16 protein-coding genes are annotated in these 19,602 nt (G+C 46.7%); 9 read left to right on the forward strand and 7 right to left on the reverse strand.

Annotated elements, in window-relative coordinates; translation table 11 throughout:
* The first annotated feature begins 63 nt into the window (after positions 1–63).
* Positions 64–1,569, forward strand: a complete 1,506-nt coding sequence (locus tag JM642_RS19640; protein WP_203432415.1) for a DUF3300 domain-containing protein — start codon at positions 64–66, stop codon at positions 1,567–1,569.
* A gap of 60 nt (positions 1,570–1,629) precedes the next feature.
* Here the strand turns inward: JM642_RS19640 and JM642_RS19645 are convergent, their stop codons facing one another.
* Positions 1,630–2,106 (reverse strand): hypothetical protein, encoded by a 477-nt coding sequence (locus tag JM642_RS19645; protein ID WP_037423787.1) that lies wholly within the window; start codon positions 2,104–2,106, stop codon positions 1,630–1,632.
* A 74-nt stretch (positions 2,107–2,180) separates the two neighbouring features.
* Positions 2,181–5,867 (reverse strand): EAL domain-containing protein, encoded by a 3,687-nt coding sequence (locus JM642_RS19650; protein WP_203433869.1) that lies wholly within the window; start codon positions 5,865–5,867, stop codon positions 2,181–2,183.
* Positions 5,868–6,429: 562 nt separating this feature from the next.
* Here JM642_RS19650 and JM642_RS19655 point away from each other — a divergent pair.
* The 6 genes from JM642_RS19655 to cyoE all read left to right on the forward strand — a co-directional run bounded on the left by JM642_RS19655 (position 6,430) and on the right by cyoE (position 11,838).
* The gene (locus JM642_RS19655) at positions 6,430–6,750 is read left to right on the forward strand and encodes a hypothetical protein (RefSeq protein ID WP_050991325.1); all 321 of its coding nucleotides are present in this window, start codon (positions 6,430–6,432) and stop codon (positions 6,748–6,750) included.
* 189 nt (positions 6,751–6,939) lie between these two features.
* Entirely contained in the window at positions 6,940–7,947 is a 1,008-nt protein-coding gene (gene cyoA / locus JM642_RS19660; RefSeq protein ID WP_203432416.1) for a ubiquinol oxidase subunit II, read from the forward strand.
* A 2-nt stretch (positions 7,948–7,949) separates the two neighbouring features.
* Complete coding sequence (cyoB, locus tag JM642_RS19665) at positions 7,950–9,929, forward strand: cytochrome o ubiquinol oxidase subunit I (RefSeq protein ID WP_037427414.1); 1,980 nt, start codon at positions 7,950–7,952, stop codon at positions 9,927–9,929.
* 1 nt (position 9,930) lies between these two features.
* Positions 9,931–10,551 carry a cytochrome o ubiquinol oxidase subunit III gene (cyoC, locus tag JM642_RS19670; RefSeq protein WP_037427416.1) on the forward strand — a complete coding sequence of 207 codons (621 nt, stop codon included), beginning with the start codon at positions 9,931–9,933 and terminating at the stop codon, positions 10,549–10,551.
* Positions 10,551–10,892, forward strand: coding sequence for a cytochrome o ubiquinol oxidase subunit IV (gene cyoD, locus JM642_RS19675; protein WP_011718748.1), 342 nt, complete (start codon positions 10,551–10,553; stop codon positions 10,890–10,892). The genes cyoC and cyoD overlap by 1 nt, the downstream gene beginning before the upstream one ends.
* A 13-nt stretch (positions 10,893–10,905) precedes the next feature.
* Positions 10,906–11,838, forward strand: a complete 933-nt coding sequence (gene cyoE, locus JM642_RS19680; RefSeq protein WP_011718749.1) for a heme o synthase — start codon at positions 10,906–10,908, stop codon at positions 11,836–11,838.
* A 127-nt stretch (positions 11,839–11,965) separates the two neighbouring features.
* Here the strand turns inward: cyoE and JM642_RS19685 are convergent, their stop codons facing one another.
* On the reverse strand, positions 11,966–12,538 hold the full coding sequence (locus tag JM642_RS19685; protein ID WP_144345335.1) for a hypothetical protein: 573 nt from the start codon (positions 12,536–12,538) through the stop codon (positions 11,966–11,968).
* A 112-nt stretch (positions 12,539–12,650) separates the two neighbouring features.
* Complete coding sequence (locus tag JM642_RS19690) at positions 12,651–13,403, reverse strand: class I SAM-dependent methyltransferase (RefSeq protein WP_203432417.1); 753 nt, start codon at positions 13,401–13,403, stop codon at positions 12,651–12,653.
* Between the two features lie 265 nt (positions 13,404–13,668).
* Between JM642_RS19690 and JM642_RS19695 the strand changes: the two genes are divergently transcribed.
* Together JM642_RS19695 and rlmJ are read left to right on the forward strand one after the other, a co-directional pair.
* Positions 13,669–15,933 carry a GGDEF domain-containing phosphodiesterase gene (locus JM642_RS19695; protein ID WP_203432418.1) on the forward strand — a complete coding sequence of 755 codons (2,265 nt, stop codon included), beginning with the start codon at positions 13,669–13,671 and terminating at the stop codon, positions 15,931–15,933.
* 92 nt (positions 15,934–16,025) lie between these two features.
* Positions 16,026–16,871, forward strand: a complete 846-nt coding sequence (gene rlmJ / locus JM642_RS19700; RefSeq protein ID WP_055648535.1) for a 23S rRNA (adenine(2030)-N(6))-methyltransferase RlmJ — start codon at positions 16,026–16,028, stop codon at positions 16,869–16,871.
* Between the two features lie 111 nt (positions 16,872–16,982).
* Here the strand turns inward: rlmJ and JM642_RS19705 are convergent, their stop codons facing one another.
* Genes JM642_RS19705 through JM642_RS19715 form a run of 3 tightly spaced genes read right to left on the reverse strand, consistent with a single transcriptional unit; the run spans position 16,983 to position 19,348 of the window.
* Positions 16,983–17,705 (reverse strand): lytic transglycosylase domain-containing protein, encoded by a 723-nt coding sequence (locus tag JM642_RS19705; protein WP_037423814.1) that lies wholly within the window; start codon positions 17,703–17,705, stop codon positions 16,983–16,985.
* The gene (locus tag JM642_RS19710) at positions 17,705–18,733 is read right to left on the reverse strand and encodes a DUF3137 domain-containing protein (RefSeq protein WP_203432419.1); all 1,029 of its coding nucleotides are present in this window, start codon (positions 18,731–18,733) and stop codon (positions 17,705–17,707) included. Before JM642_RS19710 ends, JM642_RS19705 begins: the two co-directional genes overlap by 1 nt.
* 48 nt (positions 18,734–18,781) lie before the next feature.
* Positions 18,782–19,348, reverse strand: a complete 567-nt coding sequence (locus JM642_RS19715) for a LemA family protein (RefSeq protein ID WP_037423819.1) — start codon at positions 19,346–19,348, stop codon at positions 18,782–18,784.
* Positions 19,349–19,602 lie beyond the last annotated feature (254 nt).

Consider the following 19,602-nt stretch of genomic DNA (forward strand, 5'->3'; position numbering starts at 1 on the left):
ATGTTCATATTCACGCGCCTATGATGCCAATAACATCCGCAAATAGGATTATTGGAGCGAACCATGAACAGATTATATCGATGGAAATGGCTAGTGTTATCGGCGGCTTTAGTTGCTCTGCCTTTCACCGCGCCGACGCAAGCTGCGGGCGTATCCGTTAGCCAAGGTTCAAGTGCTTCACTGAGCCAAGCCGAACTCGAGCAGATGCTTGCGCCTATTGCCCTCTATCCCGATAGTTTGTTGAGCCATATTTTGATCGCCTCAACCTATCCACTCGAAGTAGTACAAGCGCAACGTTGGTTGGAAGATCATCCTAAGTTGTCGACTGATCAAGTGATGTCTCGCACCGAAGACAAGGACTGGGACCCGAGTGTTAAAGCACTCATGGCTTTCCCCAATGTCTTACAGAAAATGAGCGAAGATTTGGATTGGACCCAAAGACTTGGCGAAGCCTTCTTGGCCGATGAGGCGCAAGTGATGGACGGTATTCAATCACTCAGACAGCAGGCGGATAAAGCCAACAGTTTAGCCAATATGGAGAATATGGCGGTAACTCGCGCCAATAACCAGATCATCATCGAGCCTGTACGCCGCGAAGTGGTATATGTGCCTTATTATGACCCCCGCGTAGTTTACGGTACTTGGCGTTGGGGCGTGGCCTATCCGCCAGTATATTGGGAGTTTGGCGGCTATGTTGGCTACCCTTACCGCCCAAGCCATAGCTACTTTTACTGGTCGCCTGGGATCCATATTTCCTTTAACTACTTCTTTAGCTCATTTCATTGGCATCGCCATAAAGTCGTCGTGATAGATCACCATCACTCCCACCATTATCGTCCACGGGAAAGATATTCGGTCAGTCATGGTGCTCAACCTTGGAAGCATAAACCCGAGCACAGACGCGGCGTGGTTTACCATAATCCCGTGGTAAAAGAACGCTACTACGCTGACAGCAAGTTCCGTGGCCGCGACTCCCACTCCAGTGGCAGCAGCCAGCACTTTACTAGCCAGTACTCGAAATCAAGGGAACACCAAGACGCACGTTATAACCGAGACAGCAAGGGCTATGATAAAAGCCATGATAAGGATAGAGGCAATAACTTAAGCCGCGACAATAACTATAGCCGCGAGCGGGCGCCCAGCTTTCAGAATACTCAAGCCGAGTTAAAAGAGCGCCGCGTGGCACCGACGAACTCGGCGCAAACCAAAAGGGAAGGTTACCAAAAAGAGCGTAACGACAATGCCCGCAATGATAATCAGGTAAGGCAAATGCAGGCTAAGGCATCACGAGAACAAACTAGGGACAACTCAACAAGGCAGTATCAGACTCGAGAGCAGCAACCGCGCAGCTTTGAGACCCGTACTCAGCCACAAAGACAGGAAGCTCGCCCCGAGGTAAGACGCGCCGAACCGCAACGTATGGAGCAGCCCCGTCAAGCACAGCCAAGACAACGGGAAGATACGAGAGTAAGGCAGAGCGAACCCCGCCAAAATATGCAAGCATCACGCAGTGTGGAGCGTAATCAAGGCCGCTCAACTCAGAGCCAAGAACGTCGCCACCGGGAATAAGCAAAGATCAAATATAGCAAAAGAGCGCGAAGATTCGCGCTCTTATTGATAACTCAGTCGTTAAAACTTTAGGGTCAAGGACTGGCCTTCTCCCATACCTTGCCACTCGATGGTAAGCTCCATTATCTCATTGATAATATGTTCAAAGTCAGATTGTGAAATCTCAGGTACGGCTAATTTACGGTTACTACAGGCCTGCTCGAGTAAATAGATAAATCCCGCATAGCTAGGCGTATCAGCAGACCATAGCAGAGATTGCAATGCTTCGACGATCGATTCGGTTTGCCAAATGTCAGTTTTATCAGCAACCGCTAAAGAAGCTTCGTTATGCTCAAGGGTGAAATTGATATCGGCACCAGCACGTATTTGCGCGAAAAAAGCGCCTTGAATACGCAGGCGTTTTTCAACGACGTAGTGAATCATATCGTGGGGAGCAATCCCCTGCTCAGGCATCTGAGTTTGTGTGGCACTACCATCCATGCGAACACAACGTAATTGAGCGTAACGGGTCGAACCTTTAGTGAAGATAACTTGCATAGCGCTGTCCTTAATGTATCCATGTCCTATCGCCAGACTGACTCAAGTATAGTGCTAAATGGATAAAAAACGGCCTAAAAATTGCGTTCAATAAAACGTAAACAATCATCCGCAGATAAGGGTTTACTGAAATAATATCCCTGCACCAGATCGCAACCCATGCTCGAGAGCAACACCAGTTGTGCCTCGTTTTCCACCCCTTCAGCCACCACGGTTAACCCTAACTCATGGGACATCGAAATCGTGGCCGCGCTGATTGCCGCATCGTTTGGATCATTTTCAATATCCTTCACAAAGGAACGGTCGAGCTTAAGCCGATCTAAGGGCAGCAACTTCAAGTACGAGAGTGACGAATAGCCGGTGCCAAAATCATCAATTGCCAATTCAATCCCATATTGACGCAACTCGGCCAGCAACTTGGCATTTTGCTCAGGATACTGCATGGCGACACTTTCAGTGATCTCAAGCTCCAATGCTCCCTTGCCAAGATCATATTGAGCTAACACATTGATAATATCAGCAACTATGGTCTCTTTACGCAGCTGATGCGCCGACAGATTAACCGCCATTCGCAAGTCTTTCGCGCCCTTTTTACGCCACTGCGCCAGTTGTGCGAGTGCTTGCTCTAATACCCATTGGCCGATGGGGATAATCATGTCGATCTCCTCGGCAATAGGAATAAAGCGATCGGGAGCAACCAATCCCAATTCAGGATGCTGCCAGCGGATCAACGCCTCAACACTCACCATTTGTCCGGTGTTGATATCGATCTGCGGCTGATAATGCAGCAGTAACTCATCACGGGCAATGGCTTGCCTGAGCCCAGTTTCAATTTGCTGGCGCTCAGTCACTAAGGTATTCATTGCAGCTGTGAAAAACTGATAGTTGTTTCGCCCCGCAGCCTTGGCGCGGTACATGGCCATATCGGCATTTTTCATCAGCGCCTCAACACTGTCACCATCGGTTGGGAACAGGCTGATGCCTATGCTAGGTGATGAATGTAAGGGCTTGTTATCTATGATGTAGACTTGATTCAAACCACTGCGCAAGGCTTCCGCCACCTTAGCGACGCTATCGTGATCCGTATCAGACAACACCACGACAAATTCATCACCGCCTAAGCGCGCGACGATATCGTCACTGCTTACAATACTCTTTAAGCGCCGCGCCACTTCGAGCAACAACATATCGCCGACATGATGTCCCAGGGTGTCGTTAATATTTTTGAAATGATCCATATCGATAAACATTACGGCAATCTGGGTTTGGCTGACAAAAGCCTCCTGAAAAACCATCTCCAAACGCGATTGCAGACTCAAACGATTCGGTAGCAAAGTTAAGGAATCATGATGCGCTAAGAAGTGAATGCGCTCCTCATTCACTTTGCGTTCGCTGATATCGGTAAAACTGCCGATGTAATGGCTGATTGCCCCAGTTTCGTCGCGCACCACAGACATCATCAGCCATTTCGGGAAATCATAGCCATCTTTGTGGCGATCCCACACTTCTCCTTGCCAAAACCCCGTTTGCTCAAGCGCAGCTCGCACTTGAGCATCAATGTTTTTATCGGTTCGAGCGGCTTCAATAAAACGACAGTTTTTACCTATGATTTCATCCCTTGAGTAACCAGTAATTTGGCTAAAGGCGCTATTAACATCCACGATGACATCATTGGCATCGATAATAGTGATACCTTCCCCACTTTGCTGGAATACCTGTGCCAGCAAGTTAACTCGGGCAATAGTTCGCTCTTGCGCGGTAATATCTTCAACAATAAACAGGATAAGCGGCTCACCATTAGCTGCGGCCACTAAGGAGCCATTCAGTCTGACGGCGACTAGCTGTCCATCTTTATGCCGATAGTGCTTCTGATAAGGACCATAACGGCGTGTTTGCTTGAGGCGTTCGAGCTGCTCAGCCTCAGTCACTTGGTAACGAATCGGGGTAAGATCCCAAGGATCAAGCGCCTGAAGCTCCTCTAGTGTGTAGCCCGTAATTTCAGTAAATGCTTGGTTAATGGCAACAAAGTGCCCATCCTCAAGACGTTTTAACACATGACCAACGGGTGCCTTATCGAATAGGTTACGGTATTTTTCTTCGCTCTCGACGAGGGTGGCTTGAAATGCTTGGTTACGCGCAATCTCCTTCGAAAGTGCCATAGTTTTTTCTGCCACTTTATCCTCAATCCGATGACGCTCACCGGAAGAGATTAATGTCACACCACTCACAACGGCACAGGTGATAAAGGCTAAAAGTAATAGCAACAGTGACAGACTGTAAGATTCACCCATCAGTTGAGCATACGACTCGTAAATCACAATATGCCATTGCCTATCGGCAAGCGTTAAGTGGGCCTGATAGTATTGGCCTGTTTTATCGCTATGTAACTTACCAGAAAAGGTAGGAAATTCTTTCTGACTATTCGCATAGAGCAAGGCTCCATCAGCACTCATATCCGTTAGCCGCCAATGCAAACCTTTTACCTGTTCGACTTTATTGATGATGCTTTGGATATCGATCACCGCCGAACAAAATCCTTTAATGTTACCAACGCGATCGAAAGAAGGCACCAATAGTAGCGTGCCTCCAAGGCCATGAGGATCTTCAGCTAATTGGATTTTGCCTGTGATGACCGGCGCAAGCGTTGATCTCCCTTTTGCTATGGCTGCCGCCCTCGCAGACTCGCTGTTGAGATCTAATCCAAGTACGGCGCGACTGCTATACATAGGTTGCACATACTTAACAGGCACAAGCCAGCCGTCGGCGTTTGGTTTGCCCCCCTCTAAATATTTGATATTGAAAGGTCGCCCCAGCTCAGCTGTGGTTGCAGACTCAAAACTCTGTTTATCGCTCGCCGCAATCAATGGTGACCAAGCCCAAGCCTTAAAGCCATCTAATTGGAGTCGATTACGTTTACCGAACTGAATAAATTCATCTTCCGTGACTATTTCACTGTTATCAAACAGGCTGGCAAGGGCAACTAATTGTTGTAGATTGGTTCCCTGAAAAGTTTCCACACTACTGATAATCGCATTGGATTGAATTTGAAACTTATCCTGCAGTTGCTGCCGCTGGTTCATATCTGCGTAATAATAAATCCCCACGCAAAGTAAAAAACCAATCACCAAAGGTAGTCCTGTTTGAATCCGCCTTGAGCGCCAAATGGGTCGCCTATCAAACACTAATATGGTTAGCGGGATAAAAATGACCGCTCCAAGGAAATCGCCCATCCACCAATTGAGCATACTGGTAACGAGATCCGAACTTGGAATCATGCCGTAAACTGCAAGTGCAGCATTACCCAATAGAGAGGCAATAATACAACCAGCACTGAGACTAATCATTGATTTAATAACAGTTTCTGGTTTATCAAAGGTCAGTAAAGGATCGATGTATCGAATAATTCGAGCAGATATAATGGTCTGTAGTAACGTGCCCAAGGCAATACTGATGGGCAACCAACCGAGATGTAGTTGCCCACCAATATTAATATTAATCAGCAATGCCCCTATAAAAACCCCAATCCAAGGCGCATATGCTTTCCATAAAAGACAAGCAGCGATTGCTATCCCTGCCGCGGGCCAAATTGCCGCAGAATATCCGGGAGGTAAGGCAATCATCAAACCCATTTTACCGACAATAAAGTAGGCTAAGGCTATGAATAAATTGACCTTAAAATAGTGCGCAAATGCGTTGATATTTAATCCCTTGTAGTAATTGGGTTGACAATCAGAATGGGCCCATAATGCCTTAATCTGCAAATCAATCTCAAGAGTAGTCAAACCGTTAGCTCATTGGGAGTTGAAAGCCAAAGCGGTACCATGATGTAAAAATTATTTTTACGCTGTCTAACCAGTTAAACTGCCACAAAACACCCTAGGGTGATAGCTACACTTTATTGTAGGATTCAGCATTGAATATCGGCAAGGCATCACTAAAATCAGAAAGTATAAACAACCAACTCGGCAAATAAGCGCGCTAAACGACTCACAGTGAAGCCAAGACATTTGCATATCTTCATCACAATTTCCACACAGAATGTGAGTGAAATCAGTTTATTTTTAGTTAAACATGTAACCACCATGTTTAATTATGGTTTTAATTAAGGTTTTTTTAATGCAAAAGCCCTTTTGTGACCTAGATCTACTTTCAATCAATCCCCGCTTCTTGTTATCCTCCCGCCCGCACAAAAAAGTTGCAGCTTGAATTTTTATTCAGCCAACAATTCTTCTCGCTTAACGCTGGACCTGTTAATTGAAATTCGCACTCAGCCAATTTTGCGCTGAAGGATTGAATCTCGTTGCGAGGTTCTCCCACTTCAGTATGACAAACTTAGCCTTGCTTTTTGGGTTACTGTTTGTGCTGCCCGCAGCTGACTTAGTGTCAGTGATGGTCGGCGGCTGCATCGATATTGGCGAATTAATCACCCTGAGCGATGGATTTTTAATCGAGTTTTTCGGCGCCACGCTGCTGAGCATTTTGCTGCTCAACCCCCAGATTATTAAGCAATTGTGGAATTTGTTCGACAATGGCTTCAAGTTTTTCAACAGCTTAGATTTAACTAATGCTGCCCTGTTTTTAGCACCCCCAAGGCTAAAATCCCTCGAGCACCTTGCGCACGGTTGTCGCGCCCCACCATTGTAACTCTCTGTTTTAAAATTCAAATTTAGCATTAAGCGCTGAAGGTCGATCCTCAATCTTACATTGGGGTGGCAGGCATTTTTTGTGCCGCGCTCGAGCCACTTTCGGATTTGCCTTCGGATAACGCCGCTCAATGCTACTGCCAATCTCTCAGGGCAGAGTTGTAAACCTTAGGGTTAGAGGAATCTTCCTTTGTTAATTCGAAATTTAAGTAAAGTAGCATTCGCGGCGCTTGCCCTGATGCTCGCAGGCTGTGATGGCGGCGTATTGGACCCCAAGGGCCAGATCGGTGCCGATGAAAAGCACCTGATCATCATCGCTACCCTACTCATGCTGATTGTGGTTATCCCCGTGATCTTTATGACCTTGTTCTTCGCATGGAAATACCGTGATGGCCGAGATCAGGAGGTTTACGCCCCTAAATGGTCCCATTCAAGCGCGATTGAAACCGTGGTTTGGATTGTGCCGATAGTAATCGTCGTGATTCTAGGGGTGATTACCTGGGGCTCGACCCATGATCTCGACCCTTACAAACCACTCGAACACCAGGCCAAGCCGATTACGGTTGAAGTGGTTTCTATGGACTGGAAATGGTTATTTATCTATCCAGAACAAGGCGTTGCATCGGTAAACGAACTGGCTTTCCCAACCAATGTACCGGTGAACTTTAAGATCACCTCTGATACCGCAATGAACTCTTTCTTTATCCCGCAGTTAGGTAGCCAAATCTACTCAATGGCTGGGATGACGACTAAGTTGCACCTGATTGCCAACGAACCCGGTACCTATGACGGTATTTCCGCTAACTATAGCGGCGCAGGTTTTGCGGGCATGAAGTTTAAAGCCATTGCCACGCCAACGGCAGCCGACTTCGATGCTTGGGTTGCCAAGGCAAAACAACAGGCGACTAAGACCTTAGACTCTGCGACTTACCAAGCCTTAGCACAGAAGAGTGAAAACAATCCTGTTGAATACTTTGGCTCAGTGAGTCACGGCATGTTCGATCAAATCGTTATGCAATACATGCACATGGACTCAAACGAGCACATGGCAGGCCATGAAGGTATGGAACACATGAGTGCCGACCACGATATGGCGCATATGGCGAGCGAACAGAAGATGGCCGACATGGAAAGCTCAACCCATTCTGACACTTCATCAACAGAACACTCATCCACTCACCCAGTGGAGGCGGAGTAATCATGTCTTTTCTCGGTAAATTAAGCGTAGATGCGATCCCGTATCATGAGCCTATCATCATGGTGACCCTTGCGGTTGTTGCCGTGATAGGCCTGTACGTCGCAGCCTTGATCACTAAACACAAAAAATGGGGTGTGCTTTGGCACGACTGGTTAACTTCGGTTGACCATAAACGCCTCGGTATCATGTACATAGTGCTTGCCTTCATCATGCTGATCCGCGGTTTTTCCGACGCCATCATGATGCGTACCCAACAGGCACTGGCCACCAATGGCGCCGCAGGTTATCTGCCGCCTGAACATTACGACCAAATCTTCACTGCCCACGGCGTGATCATGATTATCTTTATGGCGATGCCATTTATGATCGGTCTAATGAACTTAGTGCTGCCACTGCAAATCGGTGCCCGCGACGTTGCCTTCCCCTTCTTGAACAACCTCAGCTTCTGGTTAACCGCATCTGGTGCCGTGCTGATCAATATTTCATTAGGCTTAGGTGAATTCGCCCGAACCGGTTGGGTGGCTTACCCGCCGTTGTCTGAGCTGGCTTACAGTCCGGGTGTCGGGGTCGATTACTATATCTGGGCGCTGCAGATTTCGGGGATAGGAACAACCTTAACTGGGGTCAACTTTATCGCGACTGTGCTTAAGATGCGCGCCCCTGGCATGAAGCTGATGCAAATGCCCATCTTCACTTGGACTTGTACTTGGGCCAACATCCTGATCGTGGCGTCGTTCCCGATCCTGACCGCGGTTTTAGCACTGTTAACACTCGATCGCTACATGGGTTTCCACTTCTTCACCAATGATGGTGGTGGTAACGCCATGATGTATATCAACCTGTTCTGGGCTTGGGGTCACCCTGAAGTGTACATCCTGATTTTACCTGCGTTCGGTATCTTCTCGGATGTGATTTCAACTTTTACCTCTAAGCGTCTGTTCGGCTATTCCTCAATGGTCTGGGCCAGTGGCGCGATTTCGATCCTCGGTTTTATCGTGTGGTTACACCACTTCTTTACTATGGGCTCGAGCGCCAACGTCAACGCCTTCTTCGGCGTGATGACTATGGTGATTGCGGTTCCGACTGGGGTCAAACTGTTTAACTGGTTGTTCACCATTTACCGCGGCCGCCTGCGCTTAACAGTGCCAGTACTGTGGACCTTAGGCTTTATGGTGACTTTCACCATTGGTGGGATGACGGGCGTGTTATTGGCCGTACCTGGTGCCGACTACGTGCTACACAACAGCTTGTTCCTGATCGCTCACTTCCATAACACCATTATCGGTGGTGCCGTGTTTGGTTACTTAGCCGGTTTTGCTTACTGGTTCCCGAAAGCGACGGGTTTCCACTTAAATGAGCGTTTAGGTAAAGCGTCATTCTGGTGCTGGCAGATTGGTTTCTATGTGGCCTTTATGCCGCTGTATGTACTCGGTTTTATGGGTATGACTCGCCGTATCAACCACATTGATAACCCAGCATGGAACCTGTGGATCTATATCGCTGCCGTGGGTGCTTGCATCATCATGGTCGGTATCATTCTGCAATTCGTGCAACTGTACGTGAGTATCCGTGACCGCGACCAAAACCGTGATACCACGGGCGACCCATGGAATGGCCACACGCTGGAATGGTCAACCGCATCACCACCACAGTTCTACAACTTTGCTAAGTTGCCACAAGTGTCTGATATCGATGCCTTTACCGATGCCAAAGAAAAAGGCACCGCCTATCAACGCCAAAAACACTATCAGCCAATCCATATGCCGAAGAATACCCCAAGCGGTATCTTAATGGCGCTGGGTATTACCGCCGCGGGCTTTGCTGCGATTTGGCACATTCTGTGGCTCGCGATTGTGGGCATGGTGGGCGCGTTTATCGTGTTCTTATTCCGTGCTTATAACAACGATGTCGACTATTACGTTCAACCCGATGAAGTGGCACGCATTGAAAATGCTCACTTAAACAATGTAGTAAGGGGCTGATATGAGTGTTGCAATCCCAGCTGATTTAGACGTTGCTCACGCCGAGGAGCACCACGAGCACCATGATACGGGTGGCAACACCCTATTTGGTTTTTGGCTCTACCTGATGACCGACTGCATCCTGTTTGCATCGGTATTCGCCACCTACGCCGTGCTCTATATGAACACCGACGGCGGTGTCTCGGGTAAAGACATTTTCGAACTGGACTTTGTGCTGATCGAAACCGCAGCCCTGCTGCTCAGTAGTATTACCTATGGCTTTGCGTTGATTTTCGCTAAGCGCCACAACAGGTTGGCGACCCTCACTTGGTTAGCCATTACCTTTGCACTGGGCTGTGTGTTTATCGGCATGGAAGTCTATGAGTTCCATCACCTGATCGAACATGGCAACGGCCCACAACGCAGCGCCTTCCTGTCGTCCTTCTTCACCCTTGTCGGTATGCATGGTTTGCACGTAACCGCAGGGCTAATTTGGATGGCAATCATGATGATTGAAGTCGCCAAAACGGGCTTAGGCAACCGCAGCATCACTCGCTTGAGCTGCTTAAGCTTGTTCTGGCATTTCCTCGACATCGTGTGGATTTGCGTATTCACCGTTGTGTACTTATTGGGAGCACTGTAATGGGCGCACATACTCAATCACATGACCATAGCCATGGCGCAGACGATCTAGCCGCCAGCATCAAGTCCTACTTAGTCGGTTTTGTGCTGTCAGTGGTGTTAACTGCCATCCCATTCTGGGCGGTAATGACCCATCACTTCGAGCAATCGACGACGCTTGCCATCGTTATTGTCACGGCACTGGTGCAGATTTTGGTACACCTTAAGTACTTCCTGCATTTGGACTTCTCTAAGGAAGGCAAGATCAACACCTTCTCCTTCCTATTTACCGCACTGATCATCGTGATGGTGGTTGGCTTGTCGGTATGGATCATTCTCGAAGCTAACGCTTTGATGATGTAACGAGACACAGCAAATGAACACACAAGCTAGATTGACATCGACGCAATGGAAAGCACGCTTCAAAGGGTATGTACAGGTAACTAAGCCTGGCATCATTTTCGGGAATCTGATTTCCGTTGCTGGCGGCTTCCTATTGGCCGCTAAGGGCGATGTGGATCTGGTCTTGATGCTGGCAAGCTTAGTGGGATTATCCTTAGTCGTCGCCTCAGGCTGTGCGATTAATAACTGTATTGACCGTGACATTGACGCCAAAATGCAGCGCACCTGCAAACGCGTCACCGTCACGGGCGAAATTCCCCTAAGCCATGTCTTGCTGTTTGGCATCGCCTTAGGCGTGCTTGGATTTGGCATCTTAGCTCTGTTCACTAATGCCTTAGCCCTGCTGTTTGCCGCTATTGGCTATGTCGTTTATGTCGGGATTTATAGCCTCTATATGAAGCGAAACTCGGTTTACGGCACCTTAGTCGGCAGCTTTTCGGGCGCAGTACCGCCCGTGGTGGGCTATTGCAGCGTGACGGGGCAAATGGATATGGGCGCAGTGATTTTATTGCTGATGTTCAGCCTCTGGCAGATGCCACACTCCTACGCCATCGCGATTTTCCGCTTTAATGACTATGCAGCCGCGAAGATCCCCGTGCTGCCCGTCGCCGAAGGGATGGCCAAGGCGAAACACCATATAGTGCTCTATATCGCAGTGTTCGCCTTGGTCAGCACCATGCTGCCACTCGCAGGTTACACCGGCACCGCCTTTATGGCCGTGACCTGTGCCACCAGCCTCTGGTGGCTAACTATGGCCCTCAAAGGTTATCGTCAAGATGTGGATATGCCACGTTGGGCCAGACAAGTGTTTGGTTTTTCAATTATTACCATCACAGCACTCAGTGTAACCATGGCGCTGGATTTTCAAGCGGTCAGTCAAACCCCACTGTTTACCTTAGTGCGATAAACATAACCTTTATTCAAAAACAAAAGCGCTAACCTAGGTTAGCGCTTTTTTATTTGAACACTTTTGAAAGCACCATGCCGTTTCAAGGAAAAGCAGAGTCGCAGGCCTTATACAGACTTTATGATGTCTATTTGCAGATCTCAGTGATCAGTTGATAGTTTGGATCCTCGGTCTTAACAAAATTACCTTTATCCTCAACAATATCAAACAGTTTAATTGTGCACTGATCTTTTCCGTTAATCTTATCCACAAAATACTGAGCTTCATAATTTGCTCCAGCCTTGGGCGTAAAACTGACTTTTTTCACACAATAGGTATAACCATCAATTCGCGTGTTAGCGCCGTCAACCCATACACCTGCAAAATAGAAAGAAAGTGGTACTCCAGCCTCTACTTTTAACTCAGTTTGTTGCTTTTCATGGACATCTGAACGATACAACGGCATCCCGATTTTCCGGCCTGCTTGGCGATTTGCCAATAAATTCGCCTTCATACCTAATACAGCAATTTCACCACCTGGAATGAAATTATGCTTGATACAACCTTCAGTGTTATCAATCCATACCGACGTATTAGCGCTGTCAGTCGATAAAACACGAAGCGAGGCGGTTTCTTTTTCTGGCGCAACTTTATAGCCGCTAGTTGCACAAGCCGTTAAAACTGAGGACATTAATAAGACAGATATTGTCTTTAACTTCATAATATTTCCTTTTATATAAAGCACAGATAAGATTGTGCAATCTGCCAAGAAAGCACAAAAATAGTCACATCAAATAGTTAAATAATTCAATCGAATAAAAAACGAATGAAATTCACGACTTCATTGCCGATTTTATATAGACATCGAAGCGGTTTTTCTTAGTTTCGATAACCATACTGGGCTTAACGCCGGCGAGGTCTTCGGCATAATCGGGGCGCTTCACCACTACACGCTTACGGGCTAGGGCCATGGCGGGGGCGAGCAAACCATCGGCGTCAAGATCCGCGCCGACTAAGGTTTGGAAGACTCGCATTTCTTTTTTTACTAAGGCTGATTTGTCACGGTGGGGGTACATAGGGTCGAGGTAGACGACATCAACTTCTTGCTCCAATTTTGCGAGTGCTTCGAGGCTGGAACCATGGAAAAGCTGCATACGTTCACGCATCCAGTCGCCGATTTCGGCATCTTGATAGGCGCGGCGTAGACCGTCTTCTAATAATGCGGCCACCACAGGATGGCGCTCTACCATAGTCACAGTGCAGCCTAAACTTGCCAGCACAAAGGCATCGCGGCCGAGGCCCGCAGTACCATCGACCACTTTTGGCGTAACGCCCTGCTTTAACCCAACAGCCTTGGCAATCGACTGACCACGACCGCCACCAAACTTGCGTCTATGGGCAACCGCGCCTGTCACAAAATCCACCACTATGCCATCGAGCTTAGGCTCATCACGCTTATGTAGCGTCAAGGTGTCTGATTCAAAACGCAACTCAAATGGCGCATCGACATCAAACACCAGTTGCCAGCGGGCACAAATGTCCACAAGTGTTGGAAATTGCTGATTAAAAAAGACTGGAATAGGCAAAGGGATCACTGTTTAACGGGTAGAAATTGCGGCCATTATGCCAAAGAACCGCCTTGATGAACATGCAAGCAAATCACCTTGTTTGCGAGTATTAAGTTGTTGGTCAATTTGTCTAACTGCTCCTATAAAAACTCAAACATCAATCACAATGTAATTGACTGATTTATAATGGAAGAAATCTATTTATGTAACAAATTAGCGATTTATGTTATATGTCTTATTCCCAGTCAACCTTAGCGACTTCCGTATGGAATAAGGACATTTTTTGCTTAACTGGCTGAAAGGTTTTTTGTTTATCAGAGAGCAAGACTTTTTAAACCCTGATAGAACCATATTAAAAACCAGTTTATTGCGGATTATTTTGCTAAGTGGTGCAGTATTGACCACCAGCATAGTGCTGCACAGTTCATTGATTGCATATGAACTCAACCTCAGTTTTATTATTGGCATCACGGTCAGTTTTTTAACTGTGCTATTTCTTGCGCTATGGTTTACCCGTCGATGTTTACTGGCGAGTTCAATCAGCTTGCTGGTCATGGTGGTTGCAGCCTGTTTGTCTATCTTGTTGTTTGTACCTAATTTCAATTTGTCGCAGGCGGGTATTACTTTTCTGTATACGCTGCCGCTGATGGCGCTTTTTCTGTTTGGCAGAAAAGTCGCCTGCTGGATGATGTGCTTCAATGTGTTGCCTTTTTTATTATTGCTGCGTAACCAAAACCTCCCGCCCCTTGTCGATGTGGATATTAGCCTGCCCGCAACTCACGCCTATCTAAACGGGTTACTGTTTATGTTTTTTAATATCTGTATCCCCTTATCGGCAATGCGGCTGTTAAAAACCCAAAAAATCCATGCACAGCAGATGATTAAGCATCAAAAGGCACTGCAACATACCTTAGATCAATATGCTGAGATTTTTGAGAATAATGGCACAGCGTCTTTCTTCTGTAATGAGGATGGGGTGATTCTCAACCTAAATAATGCGGCAAAGAACATTGCTACCGATATCACACTCAATAGCACTCGCCTATGTGACATTTTTGATTTAACTGAAGATGCCAGCGTCAATTTACTCGCCGCGTCATTTCAGACCCGTTTAAAAAACAACCAAAGCAATCGATATCTCCTGCAAAAAGCCTCATTGGAGCACCACGATACCTTGTTATTTCACTGTCACGATATCACGGCGCAAACCAATCATGCGCTTGAATTAAGTCGACTTAAAAAGCACCATATCAGCACCCATTTTTATGATTTAGTCACGGGTTTACCCAACGAGAATCATTGGTATAACCCCGCTCCAAGCGTGACTCATCAAGCAATGACCGTCGCCTTAGTTAAGATAGATAATCTCAGTCAAATCAATGCCGCATTTGGGATCGGCGTTGGTGATGCAATTCTAAAAGCCTTTGCCATAGAACTGAAAGAACGTGTCGGCCATCAGGCCAAAATATACCGCTTTAGGGGCGCATCCTTTGCCCTAGAATTCACCGAACTACCGTTAATCTCCCCAGAGACGCTTGCACAACAATTGCGGCAACGCATACCAACCAGTTTAAAACTGAAGCAAGAACAGCAGATTGAATATCATCTCGAATGTCGAATAGGTTGCTGTTCAGGTAATAAATCCGCGCCGCAGCAAGCCGCCGAGCAATGCTTAATTGCCATCAAACAAACCACCCAAGCTAACCCTGTCATGGTGTATTACGTTGGTTTGATTAACAATTTGCTTGAGGCCTCCTCGCAAGAAAGTAAAATCCGCGATGCGTTAAAACACAACCGTCTTGAAATGTGGTTACAGCCTAAAGTGATGGCTGATGGCCATATCATTAGCTTTGAAGCGCTCGCCAGAATGTTCGATAAAGACGGCAGCATGATCATGCCAAGCACCTTTATCCCCATTATAGAGTCGTCACAATTACAGGCGATTTTTGCGATGAAAGTGCTTAGACAGTTACTCCAACTGATCCGCTCTTGGCCAAAAAATGTCCCTATGGTCAGGATAGCTTTCAACTTGTCAGGGCAAGATATACTGTCGGATCGCTTCTTTAAAGTCTTGATCCAAACCTATATGAATCATCCTGAACTCATCCCATTATTAGAAATTGAAATTACAGAAACTTCAGTATTTTCAACATATAAAGAAACTGGCAGACGTTTAAACACTCTTGCTCGTATGGGCGTATCCATTGCGATTGACGATTTTGGCACTGGCCATGCGTCACTAAGCCAGTTAATCGATATCAGTGCCGACACCATTAAGATCGACCGTTACTTTGTGAGTCAGCTAGGTATTAGCGAGCGCCATACTCAAATTGTCAACGCCGCAATTTTATTAGCTAAAAGTTTAAACCTGAATGTCATTGCTGAGGGGATCGAAACCGAAACGCAATTAATGCAACTGACCGCACTAGGGTGTGAACAGTTTCAAGGTTACTTATTTGGTAAACCCGCCCCCGCTGGGCTTTGGCTAAAAACCTTCCAAATGCAAACCCCTTCACATTGGCTAGCCCATAAAAAACGGGCGAAGTGAGGCATTAATTTTACGCCATAGGGCATCCTAGGTATAATTGCCGACATGCATTTGCCTCCCTTTGCTTTGTTTGCAAATAACTAGGATCCCCCATGTTAAGTTACCGTCACGGTTATCACGCTGGCAATTATGCCGATGTGCTGAAACACGCTATGTTGCTGCAAACCTTGCAGTTAATGCATAAAAAAGACAAACCGCTCGTGTATATCGACACCCATGCGGGTGCAGGCGGTTATGCGTTAACGGATGAGTTTGCCCAAAAGACAGGTGAATATCTCGACGGGGTGGCAAAACTGTGGGACAAAACCGATCTGCCCAAATCCTTGCAAGATTATATAGATGCGGTGCGTCATTTTAATGAAGACAATCCAGAAGAACTGAACTTTTACCCAGGTTCGCCAGCCTTTATCGATATGGATCTTGGGCCAAAGGATCGTATGCTGCTGCACGAGCTGCACGGTACCGATCATCTGCTACTGGATGAGTATTTCGAACAAGATAAGCAAGTTAAAGTGATTAAAGGCGATGGCTTAAAAGGGCTGATTGCCGCAGTACCGCCACTAGAGCGCCGCGCACTGGTACTTGTTGACCCCAGTTATGAGATTAAGACCGACTATCAAACAGTGGCCGACACGTTAATCAAGGCGCACAAACGCTTTGCCACGGGCGTATTTATGCTCTGGTATCCGGTAGTCAACCGCGCGCAAACAGAAGAAATGCTCTCCCGCTTAGCCACTAGCGGTATTAAGCGCCAACTACGTATCGAGCAAGCCATCAAGCCCGATTCTAACGAGTTTGGCATGACAGCCGCAGGACTATGGGTTATCAATCCACCTTGGCAACTGGATGAAATTGCAACCGAAGTGCTCGATTACTTAGGTAAAACCTTAGGCCAAGCAGATGGTCATGTCAGCGTAAAATGGGAAGTTGGCGAATAAGCTCAGCCAGATTGGCTTCAACATTATGAAGCTGCAACATAGCGCAGCGGATACTTTACTTGTCCCGCTGCGTTTGTTGTTAAAGCAGAATATCGATAGTTACAGCGAACCTTATACCTTAGTGCTGCGGTAACGCTTGAGCAGAATTTGCACCCGTTCTACGTAGGCTTGGGTTTCTGGATAGGGCGGAATACCGTTGTACTGAGTCACAGTTGTAGGCCCAGCATTATAGGCCGCACAGGCCAGCGCAATATCCCCATTAAACTGTTTTAGCATTTGCGCCAAATACTTACTGCCACCGAGAATATTCTCCTCTGGCAAAAAGGCATTAGTCACACCCATCTCTTTGGCGGTTTCGGGCATCAATTGCATTAACCCCATAGCCCCCGAGCGGGATATCGCTCTAGCATTAAATGCTGACTCAGCATGGATAACCGCACGGATAAGTGCAGGATCTAACCGATGTTTATGGGCCGCGCGGCTGATTAAACTCTCGTAATTACGGGTAAACAACCGAATACCATTCCAATCGATAGTCGAGTCCGGGCGACAAGCAAAGCAATCGTACAGTAGGATCTGGTAATCGCTGCTCGATGGCGCTTTATCGGTAAAAACCGTTACCCCATTGGCCTGTTGATATTGATAAACCTTAAATTTTTCTTGGCCTTCCGCGCTGACGATGCCACTGTCAGAATAGCGCGCCACAATGCGCGGCTTAGTCGGTTTGACCTCTTCGGCGAACACGGTTGCAAAGCTCCCCCAAGTTAACAATAAGCCGAGCCCATATAGCGCAATCGACTTAAGGTAAGTAGGTGGTTGGTGCATTGCTATCATCAAAGTCCCGTGTATTCGTTTAGTTTAAGTATTTCAATAATAGCAAAGAGTTGCTTCATCTCACGGTTTAACTGGCTAAATTCTGTCGAAAAATTCGCACTATCAAAGATAGAGCGCATTTGGAAACGACTCCTACGATTGGGCAAAAATAGGATCAGCCGGTTGCGAAAGAAGGCACATTGGATATCACCAGCAAAGACCTTTGCCAGTTGCTGTAATCGCTCCATAAAAGCGGTGTTGAGCAAATAACGTGATTCAATTTGATCTGTTGAAAACACATCAAACTCTTTTTCAAACAAGGGGTCTTCTAGTCGCACTCTTTGCAGCCCCGAATGACTGTCGGATAAGAAATTCGCTAATCCGCCACGATCCTTTAATACCACGGTATGGCCGATAAACTGCTTGTGACTACTGAGCTCGACCACAGTGCCGCGAAAACGGGTTTCAGTGCGGGTTACGGTTCTGCGTTTATTACCGTCCCACTCTTCCACTCGCACATCTTTGGTCAGGGTTAACTCATTGACGATTAGTTCTACGCCTTTGTATTGACCGTGAATATAGTCACCAAAACTCACCTTGTCGTAATGAGGTAAGACTTTTGCCGCCGAGAGCCGATTTATATCAAGGCGCATCTCGCGATTGTAGATAAAGTCTTCACCAAAATACTTAAACATGATGGGATAGATTTCTTGCTGCACTTGACGCGTAAACTGCCTTGTCGGGGTAAAACTCCAAAAACCTAATACCAGCAGTGCAATCATTGGTAGCGGAAACAACACCAGCCCACGGCTATGTCCCAATATCGTTAATAGTACGAGACCTGCAACAATAACTAAACTGAGATACAAGCGTTGACGTGTTGCCTTAAGGCTCGCCACGCGCTTGGTTTCATAACGGGCAGCAAGCGGTGCAAGGTGGGAATCATAGTACTGTTGCAGCGACTCCCTATCCGCAGGCTCTGCCGACAGTTTTACTGTCTGTCGCTGTGCCTTGATGGGACTGCCCAAGATAAAGGTGAGTATATTCATTGAGATCGTTATTTTACGGGGGTATTTTACCCCCGCAAATATTAAAGATTACAGATAATCTGCCGCGTCTATTGGTGCTTTAGATGCCTCACTGACTTCATAAAATGGCATCACTTTAATCTTAGCCATTGACGCAATAATCGACCCGGGAAAAATTTCAACGGCTGTATTTAACTCCGACACCGCTGAGTTATAGAAACGACGAGCCGCCGAAATATGTGCTTCGACCTCGTTATAGGTTTGCATGGCTTCAAGCATAGTGTTGTCGGACTTCAGCTCGGGATAGTTTTCAACATTAACCATCAATGTAGCCATTTTGTCATTTAACTGCTCGGCTTGTGCAATATGCTCTTTAACCGCATTGGGGTCAGTCTTGTTGTAATGACGGGTTAATTGCGTGCGTAGCTCAGTAATTTCAGTGAGCAATGACTTTTCATGATCCATAAATCGCTTGGCGATTTTGAGGATATTGGGCACGAGATCGGCGCGTTTAGCCAACTGCACATCGATCCCCGACAGAGCCTCAAGGGCGGTATTGCGTTTTTTGACTAGGCTGACATACCAAAGATAGGTCACGATAAAAATCAGCGCTAATCCTAGTAACAGTTTGTCCATCTTCCATCCTTAGTGTTTATTATTGTTTTTAATGGCTACAGCTAACCATAAATAAGCAAGAATTTCATCTAAAGCGTTAGCTAGTGCAATGAAATGTTATCTTTTACTGCACAGGTAAGAGCCTCTGACCCAAGATTTTTTGTGACAAGATTAAACCCGAATTGATTGAAAACATTCAGCTTGGATACAGAAAAACTAAGCTATAGTTAATTTGCACAACGTTTAGAGCAACCTTTTTGCTCGTGAATACTGGA

The organism is Shewanella sp. LZH-2 (assembly GCF_016859145.1).
Lineage (GTDB): Bacteria > Pseudomonadota > Gammaproteobacteria > Enterobacterales > Shewanellaceae > Shewanella > Shewanella xiamenensis.